An 18,713-nucleotide genomic window follows, 5' to 3' on the forward strand; every position below is an offset into this window, starting at 1 on the left:
CGGAGAACAATGACGTACTCCCTCGGTGCGCTGCCGCGTGCCGCCCGACTGACCGCGGTGCTGCTGGCCGGAGCCCTCGTCGCCTCGGTGCCGCCGGCCGCCTCCCAGCCGGCGCGGAGCGGCAACGCCGCGGCCCCGGACTGCCGAGGCGGGAACGGCGACGGCTGGACGCTCACCACGACCACCCGCTCCGACGCTACGGACACCCACCACGCCTTCGTCGGCAACGGCTATCTGGGGCAGCGCGTGCCGCCGAACGGGGCCGGTTACGCCGACAGTGAGGCCAAGACCGGCTGGCCGCTGTTCACCCCGCGCTACGACGGCTCCTTCGTGTCCGGCCTGTACGCCCACAACAAGAAGACCGCCGAGGACCGGCAGGCCGTCGCCGCGCTGCCCACCTGGACCGCGCTGACCCTCAGCACCGGCGGAGCCCACGCCGATACCTTCAACTCTTCGACGCCGTCCGGACGCATTTCCGACTACCGTCAGTCGCTCCACCTCGGCTGCGGTCTCGTCCGGACGTCGCTGACGTGGACCGCCGCCGACGGCCGCCGCACCGACCTCGTGTACGAGGTGCTCGCCGACCGCGCCAACCCGCACGTGGGCGCCGTACGCATGAGCATGACCCCGCACTGGAGCGGCAAGGCGACCGTCACCGACATGCTGGACGGGCGCGGCGCGCGGCGTGTTCAGCAGACCGGCGGCGGCGACCGCACCGGCGAGCACCGTGGCGGTGGCCGGACCGCACCGAGCATGGACGTGGCGTTCCGCACGGACGGCACGAAGGTCGACGGAGCCGTCGCCTCCACCCTGCGCGCCGGACGCGGAGCGCACGCCGCGTCGACGCGCAGGGCGGCCCGGGCCAAGGGGCTGACCGCACGTCAGGCGCTGGAGCTGCCGGTCCGGCGCGGGCAGTCGTACGACTTCACCAAGTACGTGGGCGTCGACACGGCCCTGACCTCACGCGCGCCGCGCCGGGACGCCACCGCCACCTCGCGGCGTGCCGCCGACCGCGGCTGGCAGGCCCTGTTCCGCTCCCACACCGCCGCCTGGTCGCGGCTCTGGCGCAGCGACATCGAGGTGCGCGGGCGGCGGGACATGCAGGCGTGGGTGCGGTCCGCGCAGTACGGGCTGCTCTCCAACACCCGTGAAGGTGCCGCCAACAGCATCGCTCCGGCAGGCCTGACCAGCGACAACTACGCGGGCCTCGTCTTCTGGGACGCCGAGACGTGGATGTACCCGGCCCTGCTCGCCACCCGGCCCGAACTCGCCAGATCCGTGATCGACTACCGCTACCGGACCCGCGCGAAGGCCCGCGAGAACGCCCGCGAACTCGGCTACCGAGGGCTCTTCTACCCTTGGAACAGCGGCAGTTCGGGCGACCTGGCCAAGGAGTGCCACAGCGTGGACCCGCCCCACTGCCGCACCCAGATCCACCTCCAGTCCGACATCTCCCTGGCCACCTGGCAGTACTACCTGGCCACCAAGGACACCCGCTGGCTGCGCGAGCGCGGCTGGCCGGTGATGAAGGGCATCGCCGAGTTCTGGGCGGGCCGCGTCAGCCGCAACAAGGACGGCAGCTACTCGATCAAGGACACCGCGGGACCCGACGAGTACAGCAACGGCGTCGACGACGCGGTCTTCACCAACGCCGGTGCCGTGACCGCCCTGCGCCACGCCACCCGCGCCGCCGAACTGCTCGGCGAGCGGGCACCCGCCGAGTGGCAGACCGTCGCCGACCGCATCCGGATCCCGTACGACGAGCGCCGCAAGGTCTTTCAGCAGTACGACGGCTACGACGGCAGCACCATCAAGCAGGCCGACACGGTCCTCCTGATGTATCCGCTGGAATGGCGGATGCCCGAGGGGGCGGCGGCCGCCACCCTCGACTACTACGCGCAGCGCACGGACCCGGACGGCCCCGCCATGACGGACTCGGTGCACGCCATCGACGCCGCAGGGATCGGTGAGCCCGGCTGCTCCACTTACACCTATCTGGAGCGTTCCATCAAGCCGTTCGTGCGCGGCCCGTTCGCCCAGTTCTCGGAGGCCCGCGGCGACAAGGCCGGCGCCGAGGACCCGCTGTCGGGCTCGCCCGCGCACGACTTCCTCACCGGCAAGGGCGGTTTCCTGCAGACCTTCACCAACGGCCTGACCGGCATGCGGATGCGGGAGAACCGTCTCCACCTCGACCCGATGCTCCCTCCGCAGCTCGACCGCGGCGTCACCCTGCGCGGACTGACCTGGCAGGGACGCACGTACGACATCGAGCTCGGCGCCCACCGCACCACCGTGCGCCTCACCGGCGGAGCGCCGATGACGCTCGACACCCCGCAGGGCGAGCAGATCGTCAGCAAGGGCGCCCCGGCCGTCCTCAAGACCCGCCGCCCCGACCTGACACCCACCACCAACGCGGCGCGCTGCACCACCGCCACGGCCTCGTCCGAGCAGCCCGGCATGTACGCGGGAGCCGCCGTCGACTGGAACTCCGCCACGGCCTGGGTCCCGGACGGGGCGCGCGGCCATCTGACGACGGACCTCACCAAGCCCGTCCGTGTCGACAAGGTCACCCCCACCTGGACCGAGACCGAGCCCGCCGCCCACACCGTCGAGCTCTCCCTCGACGGCCGCCACTGGCACCGCGCGGAGGCGGACGACGCGCGACTCGCGCGATACGTCCGGGTGACGGTGAGCGGTGACGAGGGGGCGAAGAAGCACCCCGGGATCGCGGAGCTGACGGTGAACTAGCGGCTCGTCGGCAGGGCCGTACTCACCCGTGGGTGCGGCCCCGCCGTACGGCGAGACCTCCCCAGAACTCGCGGAGGGCGGCGGCGAGTTCGGCGGGGGCCTCCTCGGCCATGTGGTGGCCGGAGAGGATCGGTCCTCCGGCCAGCCGGTCGCCCGCCCAGTCGCGCCAGACGCTCAGCACGTCGCCGTAGAGATCGGTCATGTCGTCGCGGGTGGCCCACAGCACCTGGAGCGGACAGATGATGCGCCGGCCCGCCTGCCGGTCGGCGTCGTCGTGCTCCCGGTCGACACCGAGACCCGCCCGGTAGTCCTCGCACATGGCGTGCACGGTGGCCGGGTCGTGGATCGCGCGCCTGTAGTCCTCGAAGGCTTCGGCGCCCATCGCCTCCGGAGTGGCCTTGTACCAGGCGTCGGGATCGGCGTTGATGACGCGCTCGGCGGGCTTGTCGGTCTGGCCGAGGAAGAACCAGTGCCACCAGCTCGCGGCGAACGTCGCGTCGCAGCGCCGCAGGGCCTCCCCGATGGGGACGGCGTCCAGCACGCTGACGGCCGACACGGCCTCCGGATGGTCGAGGGCGAGGCGCGTCGCCACGTACGCGCCCCGGTCGTGCCCGACGACGGCGAACCGCTCGTGCCCGAGGCCGCGCATGACCTCCACGCAGTCCGCGGCCATGGCCCGCTTCGCGTACGGGCGGTGCCGCGGGTCGGTCGGAGGTTTCTCGGACGCGCCGTAGCCCCGCAGATCGGGGCAGACCACCGTGTGCCCCGCCGCGACGAGCAGGGGAGCCACGCGATGCCAGGTCGCGTGCGTGCGCGGATGGCCGTGCAGGAGCAGGACCGGGGGACCGTCGCCGCCGTGGCGTACCCGCAGCTCGACCCCGTCGCCCGCACGGCGCGTCAACGCGAAACCTTCGAACACGTGCACCTCCTGTGCCTCGAACCACGCAAGGGCGGTCCGAGTACCCCGTCAGCGCCGGTGTCCCAGCGGGCACAGAGCTCTTTCACCGTCCGCGTCCCGCAGGTGCCAGTGCCGGGCGCAGTAAGGGACGTCGCACTCCGCGCAGAAGCCCGCGTCCCCTTTGAGGCCGGCTGTGTGGACGCGGGCGAAGGTGCGCGGGTAGCGGAAGGCGTCGCGGTAGCGGCGCGCGTCCTCGGCGGCGATGTTCTCACCGGCGCCGTTCGTGTACGCCTCGCTCTCCACGGTGAACCACCAGAGCGAGGGACTTCTCGACGCGGCGTAGGCGGCGCGGCTCAGCGCGCTCCAGCGCGGCATGCTCACGGGATCCATGCCGGGAGGCGTGAACTCCAGGTGGGCGACGCGCGCTTTGCACACGGCGCAGGCCACGTACAGGACGAACAGGAGGGAGGGAACTTGTCTCATGGCGTCCGGCCTTGGAAGTGGGGCGTGGAGTGCTGTCCGGCTGAACGCATCCTTCCACAGTGCAACGCGCTGCCGAGCGCGAAGGAACATCCCTGTGCCGGCGTGCCCTGCCGGGCGGGAGCACGCCGCTCCCGCCCGGTTCCGTCACACCGCGTCAGGCCGTCAGGAGCCGGTCAGCTCCGCACGGACCGTCCTGGCCGCCGCGACCAGGTTCTCCAGGGAGGAACGGGTCTCGGGCCAGCCGCGCGTCTTCAGGCCGCAGTCGGGATTGACCCAGAGCCGTTCGGCCGGGATGGCGTCGAGTCCCTTGCGCAGCAGGGCCGCCGCCTCCTCGGCGCTCGGCACGCGCGGGGAGTGGATGTCGTACACGCCGGGGCCCGCCTCGCGCGGATAGCCGTGGGCGGCGAGTTCGCGCGCGACCTGCATGTGGGAGCGGGCCGCCTCCAAACTGATGACGTCGGCGTCGAGGTCGTCGATCGCCTGGACGACGTCCCCGAACTCGGCGTAGCACATGTGTGTGTGGATCTGCGTGTCCGGACGGACCCCACCGGAGGTGAGACGGAACGACTCCGTGGCCCAGGCGAGGTAGGCGGGGTGGTCGGCGGCGCGCAGCGGCAGCGTCTCGCGCAGCGCGGGCTCGTCGACCTGGATGACCGAGGTCCCGGCCGCCTCCAGGTCGTTCACCTCGTCGCGCAGGGCGAGCGCCACCTGGCGGGCGGTGTCGCCGAGCGGCTGGTCGTCGCGGACGAAGGACCAGGCGAGCATGGTGACGGGCCCGGTGAGCATGCCCTTGACGGGACGGTCCGTCAGGGACTGGGCGTACGTCGTCCAGCGCACCGTCATCGGCTCGGGCCGCGAGATGTCACCGGCGAGGATCGGCGGCCGCACATAGCGGGTGCCGTACGACTGGACCCAGCCGTGCTGCGTGGCGAGGTAGCCCGTGAGCTGTTCGGCGAAGTACTGCACCATGTCGTTGCGCTCGGGCTCGCCGTGCACCAGGACGTCGATGCCAGCCTTCTCCTGAAAGGAGATGACCTCCTGGATCTCGGCCCTGATGCGCTCCTCGTACCCCGCGCCGTCGAGCCGTCCGGCCCGCAGGTCGGCGCGGGCGGCCCGCAGTTCACCGGTCTGCGGGAAGGAGCCGATGGTCGTCGTCGGCAGGAGGGGGAGGCGGAGGGTGGCGCGCTGGGCCGCGGCCCGCTCCGCGTACGGCTGGGAGCGCCGTGCGTCGGCGTCGGTGACGGCTTCGGTACGGGCGCGGACGGCCGGGTCGCGGGTGATGGGGGAGCCCGCCCGCGACGCCAGGTCGGCGCGGTTGGCGGCGAGTTGGGTGGAGATCGTGTGCGTGCCCCGCGCCAGGCCCCTGGCGAGGGTCACGATCTCGGTGGTCTTCTGGCGGGCGAAGGCCAGCCAGCGCAGGATCTGCGGCTCGATGTCACGTTCGAGGGCCGTGTCGATGGGGACGTGGAGGAGTGAGCAGGAGGCGGCCACGTCGACCCGGTCGGCGAGTCCGAGCAGGGTGCCGAGCGTGGCCAGGGACTGCTCCAGGTCGTTGACCCAGATGTTGCGGCCGTTGACGACACCGGCGACGAGCCGCTTGCCGGGCAGGCCGCCCACGGCGGCGAGCGCGTCGAGGTTGGCGGCGGCCGCCCCGGTGAAGTCGAGGGCGAGGCCGTCGACCGGGGCCTTGGCGAGCACCGGCAGTGCGTCGCCGAGCCGGTCGAAGTACGAGGCGACAAGGAGCTTGGGGCGGTCGGTGAGGGCGCCCAGGTCGCGGTAGGCGCGCTCGGCCGCGTTCAGTTCGGCCGGCGTGCGGTCCTGGACGAGGGCGGGCTCGTCGAGCTGGACCCACTCGGCACCCGCCGCGCGCAGGTCCGCGAGGACTTCGGCGTACACCGGCAGGAGACGGTCGAGGAGGGTGAGCGGGTCGAAGTCGGGAGCCACCCCGGGCGCGGGCTTGGCGAGCAGCAGGTAGGTGACAGGGCCGACGAGGACGGGCCGGGCCGCGAGGCCGAGCGCCCGGGCCTCCTTGAACTCGGTGACCTGCTTGGTGGAGTCGGCGCTGAACACCGTGCCAGGACCCAACTCGGGCACCAGGTAGTGGTAGTTCGTGTCGAACCACTTCGTCATCTCCAGCGGCGCCACGTCCTGCGTGCCGCGCGCCATCGCGAAGTAGCCGTCGAGCGTGTTCGTCTCGACCGCGGCACGGTGCCGTTCGGGGACGGCGCCGACCATGACGGTGGTGTCCAGGACGTGGTCGTAGTACGAAAAGTCGCCGGTCGGGACTTCGCCGATGCCGGCGTCGGCGAGTTCCTGCCAGTTCGCGCGGCGGAGGTCGGCGGCGGCGGTACGGAGGGCGTCGGCGGTGACGCGGCCCTTCCAGTAGCCCTCGATCGCCTTCTTCAGTTCGCGGTTGCGGCCCTGGCGGGGGTAGCCGTACACGGTGGCCCGTGCTGCCGCGGCTGCGGGCTTGGTGGTCACGGAGATCTCCTTCGCGAGATGAATCCCTGAGATCCCGGGGACGGGACGAGAGCGCGAAGGGGCGACCGACCGGACAGGTGAGGGATCGCGCGGGTGGCGCGGCCGTCCGTCCGATGTGTGCGCCGACCCGCCCTCGAGGTCACCGGGATATCCGCGCCCGAAACGGTTCGCGCGCGGACAGCGGGCAGGTCTTCGGACTCGCGGGCACATCCTCACGGGGGAGGACGCCTACTGGCCGTCGCTTCCCAGGACCGGTCTCCGGTCCCAGTGCGTGTGACGGCGGTCGTTCCCGCTCACCGCTGCGGGGCAGTCCCGGATTCCCACCGGGTTCCCTCTTGCGACGCTCCCGCCTGGCGGACGGGGCGAACCAGCTGCGCTGATCACTTTACGACGCCGTCCACCGGTGGGCCGGGTCACGGCAGGATCCGAAAAGTGAGGTGCGACACGCGGCGCCACACGCGTGGCCCCACCGGATCGGCTATCCCCGGCACTCCCGTGCCCGGCGGCCGGTCCCGCTGAGCAGGTCGACGCGTTGTCCCGGGCCCTCCTTGAGGACGTAGAGGGTGCCGTCCTCGGGCGTCCAGTAGCGGGGGACGAGGAAGACGCGGTCTCCGGAGACGTGGAACAGCCGCAGCCCGCCGTACTCGTACGCGTACTGGCTGCCCTTGTCGGTGACGCGACGGAAGCAGCTGCCGCCGCCGCGGATCATCAGATCCTTCTCGCTGAAGACGGCGACAGCCGGGAAGTCGCTGAGCAGGGTCCGCTCGGTCAGCTCCGCCCGGCCGCGGCCCGCGATCGCCGCGTACGTCGACACGGCCCAGAACAGCGACAGGACGCAGATGAAGAGGGTGAGCCCCCAGAGCCGCAGGTCCCGGCGGTCACGGGTGCGGGCGTACGCGTTGAGCGCGAAGCCGCCGATCGCGGTGAGCGGCAGCAACAGGTCGAACAGCCAGGGGTTGAGCGGATACAGCGGTACGAGGACGAGGGGCACCGCCCACGCGAACCGCAGCACGCGCACGGCGCGGGCCAGCCGCTCCGGTGCGCCCGCCGCCCAGCGCAGCAGTCCGAGCGTGCCGAGCGCGACGCCCGCCGCGAACCAGGCGGGGAGGTAGAGGGCTCCGACGCTGCGCAACAGGTAGTCGCTGGTGGAGAAGTGGAAGACGGTGTCGCGCAGCCCGAGGGCCTTGGTCTCGGCGTCGGTGCTCGCCCAGCCGAAGTAGAAGAGGACCGCGGTCAGGAGGGTGACGAGGGAGCCGATGGCGCCGACGAGCTCCAACCAGCCGATGGGGGGTGGGGAGGGGGCCGGGGAAGGGGCCGGATCCGGAACCGGATCAGGAGCCGGGGTGGGCTCCGGTGCGGGGGCGGGCCGGGGTGCCGGCTCAGGGTCGGCGGGCGGTTCCGGTTCGGGTTCCGGTCGTGGCTCCGGAGGCTCACTCATCGGGACAGCGCGTCGGACGTGGGCGAGGCGGAGGCGGATGACCCGGAGGAGGGCGAGGGAGGCTGCGGGACGCCGCTCCAGTCGAGGGTGAACGCCGCCCGCTTCGTCACCCTGGCGCCGCTCTTCGTCACGAGCGTCACGTCGATGGCCGTCGGACGCCGCCCCTCAAAACGGTCGGCTCCTGGAAGGTCCACCGATACCGTCCCGTCCTTGCAGCACCTCGCCTTGTCGTCCTCGTCGCCGAAGGGCTCCAGGGAGATCGGGTTCGTCAGCTCCGCGGCGCGCAGTTCCACGGTGGCCGGCGCGTCGGGCCACGTGCCGTAGAAGCCGATCGACGAGCCCGGCGCGACGCTCGCGTCCGTGGCGGAGATCTTGTTGCCGCACGCTGCGGCGCCCGCCGGGGCGGGGCGCAACACCACTTGTTCGGCGGGGTGGCGTTGGTAGTAGGCGACGAAGCGTTGCAGGACCGCCAAGGCGTCCCCGTCCTTGCACAACTGGTCGGTGTTCGCGGGCCGGTACCCGGCCGCGCGCAGCCCCGCTTCGGCCTTCGCCGCGATGTCCAGCCCCTGCCTCTCGCCCTGGGCGGCCTTGCAGATCCCGGCAAGCCCCTCGATGACCTTCCAGGACTGCGGGGTCGCCGAGCCGTCGGGCTGCCTGCCGGGGTCGGTCGCGGCCTCGTACGCCTGACGGCACTCGCCGCGCTGGAGCAGGTCGTAGGCGCTGTCCGGCTCGAGTACCTCGTCGGTGTTCGGCGACTTGGGCCCCCACGGGAGCCAGCCGGGCGGCTTCCCGTTCCCGCGGTTTCCGCCGCCGTCCCGGTCACCGTCGCCGCCCTGGTTTCCGTTCGTGCCGCCGTTCTTGCCGCCGTCCCTGCCACCGGTCTGCCAGGACCCGTCCGTCGATCCGCCCGGGGATCCGTCCGAGGGCCCACCCGTTGTCCCGCCCGTCGTGTCGCCCCCGCCCGTGGCGCCCGTGCCACCACCGACGGTGCCCGTATCCGTACCGGTGCTCCCGCCCGCGGAGCTTCCGCCGCCTCCCCGCGCCCCTCCGTCGGGCGACGCGACTCCCCGTATCCCGAAGAACAACCCCACCACCAGGACGAACCCGATGACGGCAAAGGCCCATACCGGCATCTGAAAGGCGCCGGGACCGGAGCGGACAGCCATGGCGACACCCCCGTTTCGCCTCCCTCTCATCATGCTGCGGAGGGGCGGCGACCGGTATCCCTTTGACGGCGCCCGGCCCGTTTTCAGGGGCGCCAGTACAGCGCTGGGTCGGGGTGGTCGACGAAACCGAGGTCCCGGTACAGCGGTTCCCCTTGGGCCGATGCGTACAGGTCGACGCGGGAGGCCCGTTGCGCGCGGAACCAGTCGAGCAGTGCCCGCATGATCGCGCGGCTGTGGCCGCGCCGGCGGTACGCGGGGTCGGTGACCACGCCGATCACGTGGCCGACCCGGCCGTTGCGGTTGTGGGGGCCGGGGAACCACTGTTCGACGGTGCCGATGCCGCAGGCGGCGAGGCCGTGTTCGCCGTCCACGACGACGATGCGCGCGTCGTCCGCCGTCAGCTTCTCCTTCAGTACCGCGGCGAGGTCGTGGCGCCAGTCGTCCCCTTCTGCCGAGGGGTTGAAGTACTCCCCGCCAAGGGTCTCGAAGAGCAGTGCCCGCAGGCGTACGAGTTCGGGGAGGTCGGCCTCGACCGCCTGACGAACGCCGGTGGTGGCCATGGTGAGTTGGCCGTGGGATCGGCCGGTGATCTGTTCGGTGTGCTGCCTCATGGCGATCAGCCTCAGGTAATGATCTTGTGCACCACAACCCTTACCGGTACGGCTGTTGATCTCAGGTGAGGAGCGGGATAGGAAGGCGTCATGACGACTCTCGGCGTGGTGTTCCGTCCCCAGCTTCCCCCCGAGCGCCTGCGTGCCATGGTGCGCACGGCCGAGGACGCGGGCCTCGACGAGCTGTGGCTCTGGGAGGACTGCTTCCTGGAGAGCGGCATCGCGACCGCGGCCGCCGCCCTCGCGTGGTCCGAGCGGCTGCGGGTGGGGGTCGGCCTGCTGCCGGTGCCGCTGCGGAACGTCGCCCTCACCACGATGGAGGCGGCCACGCTGCACCGGCTGTTCCCGGGCCGCGTCATGCTCGGCGTCGGGCACGGGGTGCAGGACTGGATGGGGCAGGTGGGCGCGCGGGCCGAGTCGCCGCTGACCCTGCTGCGCGAGCACCTCGACGCGATGCGAGCCCTGCTGGCCGGCGAACGCGTCACGACGCGGGGGCGGTACGTCCACCTCGACGACGTCGCGCTCGACTGGCCGCCCGCGTCGGCCCCCGCGGTCTACGCCGGTGCGCGCGGCCCTCGCTCGGTGCGGCTCACCGGAGAGGCCGCCGACGGCACCGTCCTGGACGCGAGCACGGCCCCCGAAGGGGTGCGCCGGGCCCGGCAACTCATCGCGGAGGGACGGGAGTCGGCCGGACGCGACGGAGCGCATCCCGTGGTGGTCTACCTCCTCACCGCGACCGGGCCCGACGCCGAGGCCCGGCTCCGTGCCGAGCAGCGGAGCGGAGGCCTGGACGGGGTGGCCGGTCTCGGAGCCGCCGGGGACGCCGAGGCCGTCGCGAAGGCCGTCCGGCAGCTGACCGAGGCGGGCGCCGACACGGTCGTCCTGCAGCCCACCGCCGACGAACCGGACCCGGAGGGGTTCATCCGCTTCGTCACGGAAGACGTGCGCCCGCTGGTCACCCCTTGACCCCCTGAGCACCCGTAACCTCCTGAGCATGGGAAACACCCGTAACCTCCTGAGCATGGGAAAGAGGAATGGGAATGCCGGGGGAGAGCCCGCGGAGGAGACCCCGGGCGGTGTGCCGGGCGCCGCGCCGCTCGACCTGAATCAGCTGCGCACGTTCCTGGCGGTCTACCGCTCCGGGTCCTTCACCGCGGCCGCACGTCTCCTCGGCCTGTCCCAGCCCACGGTCACCGCGCAGATCCGCTCCCTGGAGCGACAGCTCGACCGGGAGCTGTTCGAGCGGCTGCCGCGCGGCGCGGCCCCCGCCCCCTTCGCCGACGAGCTGGCGTCCCGCATCGTCGATCCCTTGGACGCGCTCGCGGAGGTCGCGGGCCACGGCGGCGACGGCTCCGCCGAGCCGGTCCACGTGGCGGGCCCTGCGGAGCTCCTCTCCCACTGTGTGCTGCCCCGCCTCGCCCCGCTGGTGGAGAAGGGCGTGCTGCTGCGGACCGCGACCGGTCTGACGGAGGAGCTCCTGGAGGAGATGCGGGCGGGCCGGCACGACCTGCTGATCGCCACGACCCGGCCCCGCGGCCGGGCGCTCGCCGCCGTCCCCCTGGCCGACGAGGAGTTCGTCCTGGTCACCTCGGCGGCCTGGGCGGAGCGGATCGGCGGGCCCGCCCGCATCGCCACCGACGGGCCCGCGGCGCTGCACGGCGTCCCCCTGGTGGCGTACGCCGAGGACCTGCCCATCGTCCGCCGCTACTGGCGGCACGTCTTCGGCAAGCGCCTGGTCTGCAAGCCCGCCGTCACCATGCCCGACCTGCGCGCGGTCAAGGGCGCCGTCGTCGGCGGCGTCGGCTTCAGCGTGCTGCCGCGCTATCTGTGCCTCGACGAACTGGCGTCGGGGGCCCTGGTCCTGCTGAACGACCCGGACGACCCGCCCATCAACACCGGCTATCTCGTCCAGCGGCCGGGCTCCTCGGACAACCCGCACGTCGCCCTGGTCAGGAACCACCTGCTGGAGTCCGCGCGCGGCTGGTGACGAGGAGCGGGGGGACCCCGCCGTCGGTCAGGCCCCGGGCGGTGCCGGGTCTCGCAGTCGCAGGCCGTTCGCCCAGATGGTGTTGAGCGTCGTGACGAGCCGCTCGTACGGGATGCGCTGCCCGAGCACGAAGACCATGTAGGCCATGCGGCTCACCATCACGGACAGGGCGTGCGCGGTGATGAGCGGATCCAGCTCGGTGTCGGCCTGGCCGCTCTCCTGGAGGGTCCGGATCAGCTTGGCGTTGCGCCGGGCGAAGGCGTTGCCCCGCTCGATGCGCAACGCCATGAACTGCTCGTCGACCTGCGCGACTTGCTCGAACAGCGCCATGAGACGGGCGTTCTTCTTGTACGCGCGCAGGTACTCGCGGTTCGACGCGTCGATGAGCTCGCGGGGATCGGTGATGCCGGTGCGCTCGCGCAGGTGCGGGTGGAGCATCTCCTCCTGCACCTGCTCGACGAGCGCCTGGAAGATCTCTTCCTTGCTGTTGAAGTACGTGTAGAACGACCCGGAGGCGACGTGCGCCGCCTTGGAGATGTCCGTGATGCGGGCGTCCAGGTACCCGTCGCGCTCGAAGACCTCGCGTGCGGCGGCGATCAGAGCGTTGCGCGTCCTGACGCCGCGGGCGCTGCGGGGCGTGATCGGTTGCTTCTGACCGCCGTCTGCGGCCGGGGCCTGGGCAGCCACTGCGATCCATTCACTGTCGGTCGAAACTGTACGTATCGGTGGCAGCGGATGCTATCAGCCGACCGCCGAGAGGAAGTCGAGGAGAGCGGCGTTCACCTCGTCGGGGCGCTGCTGCTGGATCCAGTGGCCGGCGCCGTCGAGCACGATGTGGCCGCGCTGATCGGTCAGCATCAGGTCGAGGTCCTTCGCGGGCATGAACTCGCCGACAGGGTCCTTGGAACCTGTGACGAACAGCGAGGGCTGCGTGACGCGCCGGTCTGCGAGGTGCTCGGTGAGCTCCCAGTTGCGGTCGAGGTTGCGGTAGTAGTTGAGGCCGCCGGTGAACCCGGTCCGCTCGAACGTGTCAACGTAGTAGGCGAGTTCCTCGTCGTCGAGCCACGGCGGGGGCGGCGACTGCTCGTCCTCCTGCTCGGCCCAGCGGGCGGAGTAGATCTCCCTCGCGGTGAGTGTCCTGCGTACGTTCCGCCTCAGGGCCGCGTCCGCGACGCCGGGCTCCTGGAACCACACCATGTAGAAGTCCTCGCCGAGGCGCTTGCGCAGGATCGGCAGGGGCGGCACCGGCGGCCGCGGCGACACCGGCACGCTCATCCCGGCCACCGCGCGCACCCGCTCCGGGTGGGCCAGGGCCAGCTGCCACACGACCATGGCACCCCAGTCGTGCCCCACGAAGACGGCGTCGTCCGCGCCCACGTCGTCGAGCACCGCGGTCAGGTCGCCGCAGAGCGTCAGGATGTCGTACGCGTCGACGTCGGCGGGGCGGGAGCTCCCGCCGTAGCCCCGCATGTCGGGGGCGAGGACGCGGTACCCCGCCCGGGCCAGCGCGAAGATCTGGTGCCGCCAGGAGAACGCCAGCTCGGGAAAGCCGTGGCACAGCACCACGGGGGGCTTGCCCGGTCGTGCGTCGCCGTGGTCGAAGACGCGGAGGGTGATGTCGCCGGAGGTGACCTCGCGCGTCGCGACGCGCTCCCACTCGGCGATCGGGATGTGTGTCGGCATGTGCGGAACCTCCGTCAAAACCAGCGAACTTGACGTTGGATTCAAACATACAGGCACCCCTCGGACGGTGACACCGACGCCCTTGAAGTTGAACCCGGATTCAATTACGTTGGCGGCATCCGAGGCGGGCGATGGCGCAATGGGAGGACGACGCGTGTTCGACGTGACCGACAGGGCCAAGGAGTACCAGGAGCGGCTGCTCGCCTTCATGGCCGAGCACGTCTACCCCGCCGAGGCGGTGTACGAGGCACAGATGGCGGAGTCGGGCGATCCGCACTTCCACCCGCCGGTCCTGGAAGAGCTCAAGGCCGAGGCGAGGAAGCAGGGCCTGTGGAACCTCTTCCACCCGCATCCGGAGTGGGGCCCCGGCCTGACCAACCTGGAGTACGCGACGCTGGCCGAGATCATGGGCCGCAGCGCGCACCTCGCCCCCGAGGCCACCAACTGCAACGCCCCGGACACCGGCAACATGGAGGTCCTCACGCTCTTCGGCACCGAGGAGCACAAGGAGAAGTGGCTGAAGCCGCTGCTCGCCGGCGAGATCGCGTCCGCGTTCGCGATGACCGAGCCCGCCGTCGCCAGCTCGGACGCCCGCAACATCGAGATGCGGATGGTCCGCGACGGCGACGAGTACGTCCTCAACGGCCGCAAATGGTGGACATCCAACGCCCTGCACAAGAACTGCCGGGTGCTCATCGTGATGGGCAAGACCGACCCCGACGGGCCGAGCCACCGGCAGCAGAGCATGATGGTCGTCCCGCTCGACACCCCGGGCGTCACGGTCCTGCGCAACCTGCCGGTCTTCGGCTACCAGGACCGCGAGGGCCACGCAGAGGTGCTCTTCGAGGACGTACGCGTCCCCAGCACCGCCCTGCTCGCGGGCGAGGGCGACGGTTTCATGATCAGTCAGGCGAGGCTCGGGCCCGGCCGCATCCACCACTGCATGCGCACCATCGGCATGGCCGAGCGCGCCCTCGACCTGATGATCGACCGCGCCCAGTCGCGCACGACGTTCGGCGCGCCGCTCGCCGACCGGGCCAACATCCAGGACTGGATCGCCGAATCCCGCGTCGAGATCGACATGGCACGGCTGCTGACCCTGAAGGCCGCACACCTGATGGACACCGTCGGCAACAAGGAAGCCCGCACGGAGATCGCCGCCATCAAGATCGCCGCGCCCGAGGTCGCGCTGAAGGTCGTCGACCGGGCGATCCAGGTGCACGGCGGCGGGGGCGTCAGCGACGACTTCCCGCTCGCGAGCATGTACGCCCATCTGCGCACCCTGCGCCTCGCCGACGGCCCCGACGAGGTGCACAAGCGCACCATCGCGCTGCGCGAGCTGCGGCGCCGCGAGACCGAGCGGAACGCGCGATGAGCGGCCCGCTGGACGGCAGGGTCGCCGTCGTCACCGGCGCGTCACGCGGCATCGGCCTCGCGGCGGCCGCCGCCCTGCGCGACCGCGGAGCGCAGGTCGTGATCACCTCGCGCAGTGAGGAACGCGCCAAGGAGGCGGCTGCCCAACTGGGCGGCAGCGTTGCGGGGTTCGGCGCCCATGCCACCGACGAGGCCGCCGCGCGCGCCTGCGTGGACCACACCGTCGCGACGTACGGCAGCCTCGACATCCTGGTCAACAACGCCGGGACGAACCCCGCGTACGGCCCGGTCATCGACCAGGACCACGGGCGCTTCGCCAAGACGATGGACGTCAACCTGTGGGCGCCGATCCTGTGGACGTCGCTCGCGGTGAAGGCGTGGATGGGGGAGCACGGCGGGTCCGTCGTCAACACCGCCTCCATCGGCGGGCTCTCGGTCGCCCAGGACGTCGGGATCTACCACGTCTCCAAGGCCGCGCTCATCCACCTCACCAAGCAACTCGCCCTGGAACTCGGCCCGAAGGTCCGGGTGAACGCCATCGCGCCCGGCGTCGTCCGCACCAGACTGGCCGAGGCGCTCTGGCAGGAGAACGAGGCGCGGGTCGCCGCGGCCACCCCGCTCGGCCGCATTGGCGAACCGGAGGACCTGGGGGAGGCCGTGGCGTTCCTCGCGGGGGACGGCGCGCGCTGGATCACCGGCGAGACACTCGTCGTGGACGGCGGTCAGCTCCTCCGGGGCGGGCCGTTGTGAGCCACCCATGACGGCCGGCGGACGCCCCGAACCGACGCGCGTGCTCAAGCCACCGGGCGTCTCAACTCCTTGACGTGACAGGAGTACTGGCGAGCGCGTCCGGACGCGACGACGCGTGTCCGGCTCGCAGGGGCGGGGGCTGTTGAGGACGGACCGTGCCCGGCCGGAACCGCATCATCACGAACCGCGCGTCGATGTCCGGGAGGGGGTTCGCGGCAGTCACGATCACCCAGCCCGGCCCGTGCGCGGCATGGTCGACCCGGCGCACGGCTCCGTCGGGGTGCACGGCGCGCGAGGCCGCCGTCGCCAGGTAGATGGGCCCGGCGACGGGGTCGAACCGGACATCGCTGGCCAGCTCGACGAGTTCGGGGTCGGCCGGGTGGTCCGTGACGGCCTGCCGGAGCGCCGGGCAGGCTCCCCGCGCCCAGTCCTCGGCCCAGTTCAGCAGCGTGCCCTCACGGGCCCGGTCGTCCAGCAGCATCCACCGCATGATGTTGGACGGCGCCCGGCCGTCCGGGAAGAGGCCTTCGAACTCGGCGTTGCACGCCACGACGTTCCAGCGCCGGTCGGCGATGTAGGCCATCGAACCCGTGACTCCCTCGACGACCGTCCGCCAGACCCCATGCATCGGCGCCCACCCCTGTAAGTCCTGCCCGTCCGGCTGCACTTGTCGTTCCCCTCGCATCACATCGTGTCGGCCCCCGTGCGATCACAGCTCGTCCGGACAAGCGTAGCCAGCGCCGGCCGACAACGGAGGCGGGGCTTCCGAGTGGCCGACGGACGGTGGACTACTGGTACACCCAGGCCGCCGCTCGGCCGGCGAGGTCGAGCACACCGGGCGGCGACGAGTCGCCCCGAAGGTGGCTGTACTCGAGGGCGGTCACGATCATGAGGCGCTCGGGCATTCCCAGGTGGGGGTAGAAGTCCCGTTGGGTCAGGTCCTCCATCGCCTTCTCCGCCGTCATCCCCGCCTCGAAGCGCAGCCGGATCTCGCGTTGCACGGTGCGGAGGTAGACGAGGTGCTCTTCGAGTCCGGCCCGATCGGTGCGCGGCCCGTGGCCGGGAATGACGACCCGTGGGTTGAAGCCGAGGACGAGTTCGCACGCGTCGATGATGTTCTGCAGCGGTCCCGCCCAGTGCGGGGGGTGGTCGTCGTGGAAGAAGATGTCGCCGGTGCAGACGACGTCCCCGACGCGGGCCACGAGGTCGCCGGCGTGGTGCGCGGGCCCCACCTCGTGCAGCTCCACCTCCTTGTCTCCGACGGTGAACGCGTACCGGCCGGAGAAGGTGAGGGTGGGCTCGGTCAGCCGGGCCGACGTGAAGTCGAAGACGCCGAAGTGCTCGCGCAGGTACCGGCCCAGAGGGGTGTCGAGCGGCGATTCCTGCACGAGTGCGTGCATCTGTTGCGGGGTCGGCTCGTGGTGGAGGTGGTCGCTCGCCGCGCGGGTGGCGACGATCTCCGCTCCGGGGAACAGGTGGTTGCCGAAGGTGTGGTCCCCGTTCGCGTGGGTGTTGACCACGGTCCGCACGGTCCGGTCGCCGAGCCGGGGCCGGGCCGCGGCGATCATCGCCTCGGTCAGCCGGCCGTCGTAAGGGGTGTCGACGACTGCCGCCTCGGAGCCGGAGACGATCCATAGGCAGTTCGCGTATCCCCAACGGCCCGCGCCGTCAGGAGCCCAGAGGAAGAGCCCGTCGGCGCCGGGTACGGGAGTGAGCTGGTCGGGTAAGTTCATGCGGACATTGTGTACCAAGTGACCGTATGACCTCACACTGCGTCATGTTCAGCCTACCGATCGACCTCCGTACCACGGGGTGTCGCCCGATGTTCGCTCTGGATTTACCCGGCGACGTCGTGGATCGGCGAGCATCTGAGGTCCGGTTGAGATCCATTTCGCGGTACCCCGAGGGGACAACGTTGCAACGCCCACGTCCAGGACGTACGTACCAAGGAGGGAGAGCGCGCACCGCGGTCTCCCTGACGGCTCTGCTGTCGCTGTCACTGACGGGATGCGGTGTCCTCGGGGACGGCGGTGACGACGGGGGCGGGGCGTCGTCCGCCGGTGCCGCCGCCGTCGCGGGGATCGACTGTGCCGCCACGGGCAAGGTCCAGGGGACCGGGTCGAGCGCCCAGCAGAACGCGATGAAGTACTGGATCAAGCACTATCAGGCCGCGTGCCCCGGCGTGCGGATCGCGTACAACCCGATCGGGTCCGGTGCGGGCGGCGCGCAGTTCCTGCGGGGCGCCACCGCGTTCGGCGGTTCCGACAGCGCGCTGAAGCCCGACGAGGTCGAGCGCTCGAAGGCTGTCTGCAGGGGCGGGCGGGCCATCGACCTGCCCATGGTCGGCGGCCCCATCGCGATCGGCTACGACGTGCCCGGCGTGACCGACCTCGTGCTGGACGCCCCGACCCTCGCCAAGATCTTCGACCGGAAGATCACCGCGTGGGACGACCCGGCGATCCGGCGCCTCAACCCCGGCGCCGAGCTGCCCGCCATGCCCATCCGCCCCGTGCACCGGTCCGACGACTCGGGCACCACGCAGAACTTCCAGGCCTATCTCGCGGGCGCGGCCCCCGCCGCCTGGCCCCACCCGGTGGGCAAGGCCTGGCAGGGCACGGGCGGCGCGTCCGCGAGCGGATCCAGCGGTGTCGCCTCCGCGGTGACCTCCGGCTTCGGCGCGATCGGCTACTTCGAGCTGTCCTTCGCGCGGGCTCGTCAGATAAAGACCGTGAGCATCGACACGGGGGCGCCCGCGCCGGTCGCACCGACACCCGGGTCGGCCTCGGCCGGCATCGCGGCCGCCGCCCGCGTCGCGGGCGAGGGCAAGGACATGAAGCTGAAGTTCCGTTACGGCGCCGCGACTCCGGGCGCGTACCCGATCGTCCAGGTCACCTACGAGATCGTGTGCGACAAGGGGAACCACAAGGAGACCCTGCCCGCGCTCAAGTCCTTCCTGACCTACACCGCGAGCAAGGCAGGGCAGAAGGACCTGTCCCGGCTGAACTACGCGCCGCTGCCGGAGTCCGTCGCCGGCCAGGTGCGCGACGTGGTGCGCACCCTCTCCTGACGCACATGCCCGGGCGCCGGGCCGCCG

Annotated in this window: 16 protein-coding genes and 1 riboswitch; of the genes, 6 read left to right on the forward strand and 10 right to left on the reverse strand. The window is 71.7% G+C overall.

Going from position 1 to position 18,713, the window contains the following annotated elements; translation table 11 throughout:
* The first annotated feature begins 9 nt into the window (after window positions 1-9).
* Window positions 10-2,748 carry a glycosyl hydrolase family 65 domain-containing protein gene (locus ACZ7LU_RS07945; protein ID WP_471916071.1) on the forward strand — a complete coding sequence of 913 codons (2,739 nt, stop codon included), beginning with the start codon at window positions 10-12 and terminating at the stop codon, window positions 2,746-2,748.
* Window positions 2,749-2,770: 22 nt separating this feature from the next.
* Here the strand turns inward: ACZ7LU_RS07945 and ACZ7LU_RS07950 are convergent, their stop codons facing one another.
* The 6 genes from ACZ7LU_RS07950 to ACZ7LU_RS07975 form a co-directional block, all read right to left on the reverse strand.
* Window positions 2,771-3,667, reverse strand: coding sequence for an alpha/beta hydrolase (locus tag ACZ7LU_RS07950; RefSeq protein WP_471916072.1), 897 nt, complete (start codon window positions 3,665-3,667; stop codon window positions 2,771-2,773).
* 48 nt (window positions 3,668-3,715) lie between these two features.
* The gene (locus ACZ7LU_RS07955) at window positions 3,716-4,129 is read right to left on the reverse strand and encodes a hypothetical protein (protein WP_468714070.1); all 414 of its coding nucleotides are present in this window, start codon (window positions 4,127-4,129) and stop codon (window positions 3,716-3,718) included.
* A 162-nt stretch (window positions 4,130-4,291) separates the two neighbouring features.
* Window positions 4,292-6,610, reverse strand: a complete 2,319-nt coding sequence (gene metE, locus ACZ7LU_RS07960) for a 5-methyltetrahydropteroyltriglutamate--homocysteine S-methyltransferase (protein WP_471916073.1) — start codon at window positions 6,608-6,610, stop codon at window positions 4,292-4,294.
* A 166-nt stretch (window positions 6,611-6,776) separates the two neighbouring features.
* A riboswitch (cobalamin riboswitch) is annotated at window positions 6,777-6,997 on the reverse strand.
* A gap of 91 nt (window positions 6,998-7,088) precedes the next feature.
* Window positions 7,089-7,886: a hypothetical protein gene (locus ACZ7LU_RS07965; protein ID WP_471916074.1), complete on the reverse strand. Its 798-nt coding sequence runs from the start codon at window positions 7,884-7,886 to the stop codon at window positions 7,089-7,091.
* Window positions 7,887-8,044: 158 nt separating this feature from the next.
* A complete protein-coding gene (locus ACZ7LU_RS07970) occupies window positions 8,045-9,214 on the reverse strand; it encodes a hypothetical protein (protein WP_471916075.1) in 1,170 nt (389 codons plus the stop codon).
* An 83-nt stretch (window positions 9,215-9,297) separates the two neighbouring features.
* On the reverse strand, window positions 9,298-9,825 hold the full coding sequence (locus tag ACZ7LU_RS07975) for a GNAT family N-acetyltransferase (RefSeq protein ID WP_471916076.1): 528 nt from the start codon (window positions 9,823-9,825) through the stop codon (window positions 9,298-9,300).
* 90 nt (window positions 9,826-9,915) lie between these two features.
* On the opposite strand from ACZ7LU_RS07975, the gene ACZ7LU_RS07980 reads away from it, so the two are divergent.
* Both ACZ7LU_RS07980 and ACZ7LU_RS07985 read left to right on the forward strand, forming a co-directional pair.
* Complete coding sequence (locus tag ACZ7LU_RS07980; protein ID WP_398304047.1) at window positions 9,916-10,791, forward strand: LLM class flavin-dependent oxidoreductase; 876 nt, start codon at window positions 9,916-9,918, stop codon at window positions 10,789-10,791.
* A 55-nt stretch (window positions 10,792-10,846) separates the two neighbouring features.
* Window positions 10,847-11,812, forward strand: a complete 966-nt coding sequence (locus tag ACZ7LU_RS07985; RefSeq protein ID WP_471916077.1) for a LysR family transcriptional regulator — start codon at window positions 10,847-10,849, stop codon at window positions 11,810-11,812.
* Window positions 11,813-11,839: 27 nt separating this feature from the next.
* Here ACZ7LU_RS07985 and ACZ7LU_RS07990 read toward each other — a convergent pair whose 3' ends face one another.
* Together ACZ7LU_RS07990 and ACZ7LU_RS07995 are read right to left on the reverse strand one after the other, a co-directional pair.
* On the reverse strand, window positions 11,840-12,499 hold the full coding sequence (locus ACZ7LU_RS07990; protein WP_471916078.1) for a TetR/AcrR family transcriptional regulator: 660 nt from the start codon (window positions 12,497-12,499) through the stop codon (window positions 11,840-11,842).
* Window positions 12,500-12,553: 54 nt separating this feature from the next.
* Window positions 12,554-13,495 carry an alpha/beta fold hydrolase gene (locus ACZ7LU_RS07995; protein ID WP_471916079.1) on the reverse strand — a complete coding sequence of 314 codons (942 nt, stop codon included), beginning with the start codon at window positions 13,493-13,495 and terminating at the stop codon, window positions 12,554-12,556.
* A 139-nt stretch (window positions 13,496-13,634) separates the two neighbouring features.
* Between ACZ7LU_RS07995 and ACZ7LU_RS08000 the strand changes: the two genes are divergently transcribed.
* Both ACZ7LU_RS08000 and ACZ7LU_RS08005 read left to right on the forward strand, forming a co-directional pair.
* Window positions 13,635-14,870: an acyl-CoA dehydrogenase family protein gene (locus ACZ7LU_RS08000; protein ID WP_468084438.1), complete on the forward strand. Its 1,236-nt coding sequence runs from the start codon at window positions 13,635-13,637 to the stop codon at window positions 14,868-14,870.
* Window positions 14,867-15,619 carry an SDR family oxidoreductase gene (locus tag ACZ7LU_RS08005; protein WP_471916080.1) on the forward strand — a complete coding sequence of 251 codons (753 nt, stop codon included), beginning with the start codon at window positions 14,867-14,869 and terminating at the stop codon, window positions 15,617-15,619. The genes ACZ7LU_RS08000 and ACZ7LU_RS08005 overlap by 4 nt, the downstream gene beginning before the upstream one ends.
* 61 nt (window positions 15,620-15,680) lie before the next feature.
* Here the strand turns inward: ACZ7LU_RS08005 and ACZ7LU_RS08010 are convergent, their stop codons facing one another.
* Together ACZ7LU_RS08010 and ACZ7LU_RS08015 are read right to left on the reverse strand one after the other, a co-directional pair.
* On the reverse strand, window positions 15,681-16,304 hold the full coding sequence (locus ACZ7LU_RS08010) for an MmyB family transcriptional regulator (protein WP_471916081.1): 624 nt from the start codon (window positions 16,302-16,304) through the stop codon (window positions 15,681-15,683).
* A gap of 103 nt (window positions 16,305-16,407) precedes the next feature.
* The gene (locus tag ACZ7LU_RS08015; RefSeq protein ID WP_471916082.1) at window positions 16,408-17,352 is read right to left on the reverse strand and encodes an MBL fold metallo-hydrolase; all 945 of its coding nucleotides are present in this window, start codon (window positions 17,350-17,352) and stop codon (window positions 16,408-16,410) included.
* A 182-nt stretch (window positions 17,353-17,534) separates the two neighbouring features.
* Between ACZ7LU_RS08015 and pstS the strand changes: the two genes are divergently transcribed.
* A complete protein-coding gene (pstS, locus tag ACZ7LU_RS08020) occupies window positions 17,535-18,686 on the forward strand; it encodes a phosphate ABC transporter substrate-binding protein PstS (RefSeq protein ID WP_471916083.1) in 1,152 nt (383 codons plus the stop codon).
* Window positions 18,687-18,713 lie beyond the last annotated feature (27 nt).

It is taken from the genome of Streptomyces sp. NPDC039462 (assembly GCF_055639375.1).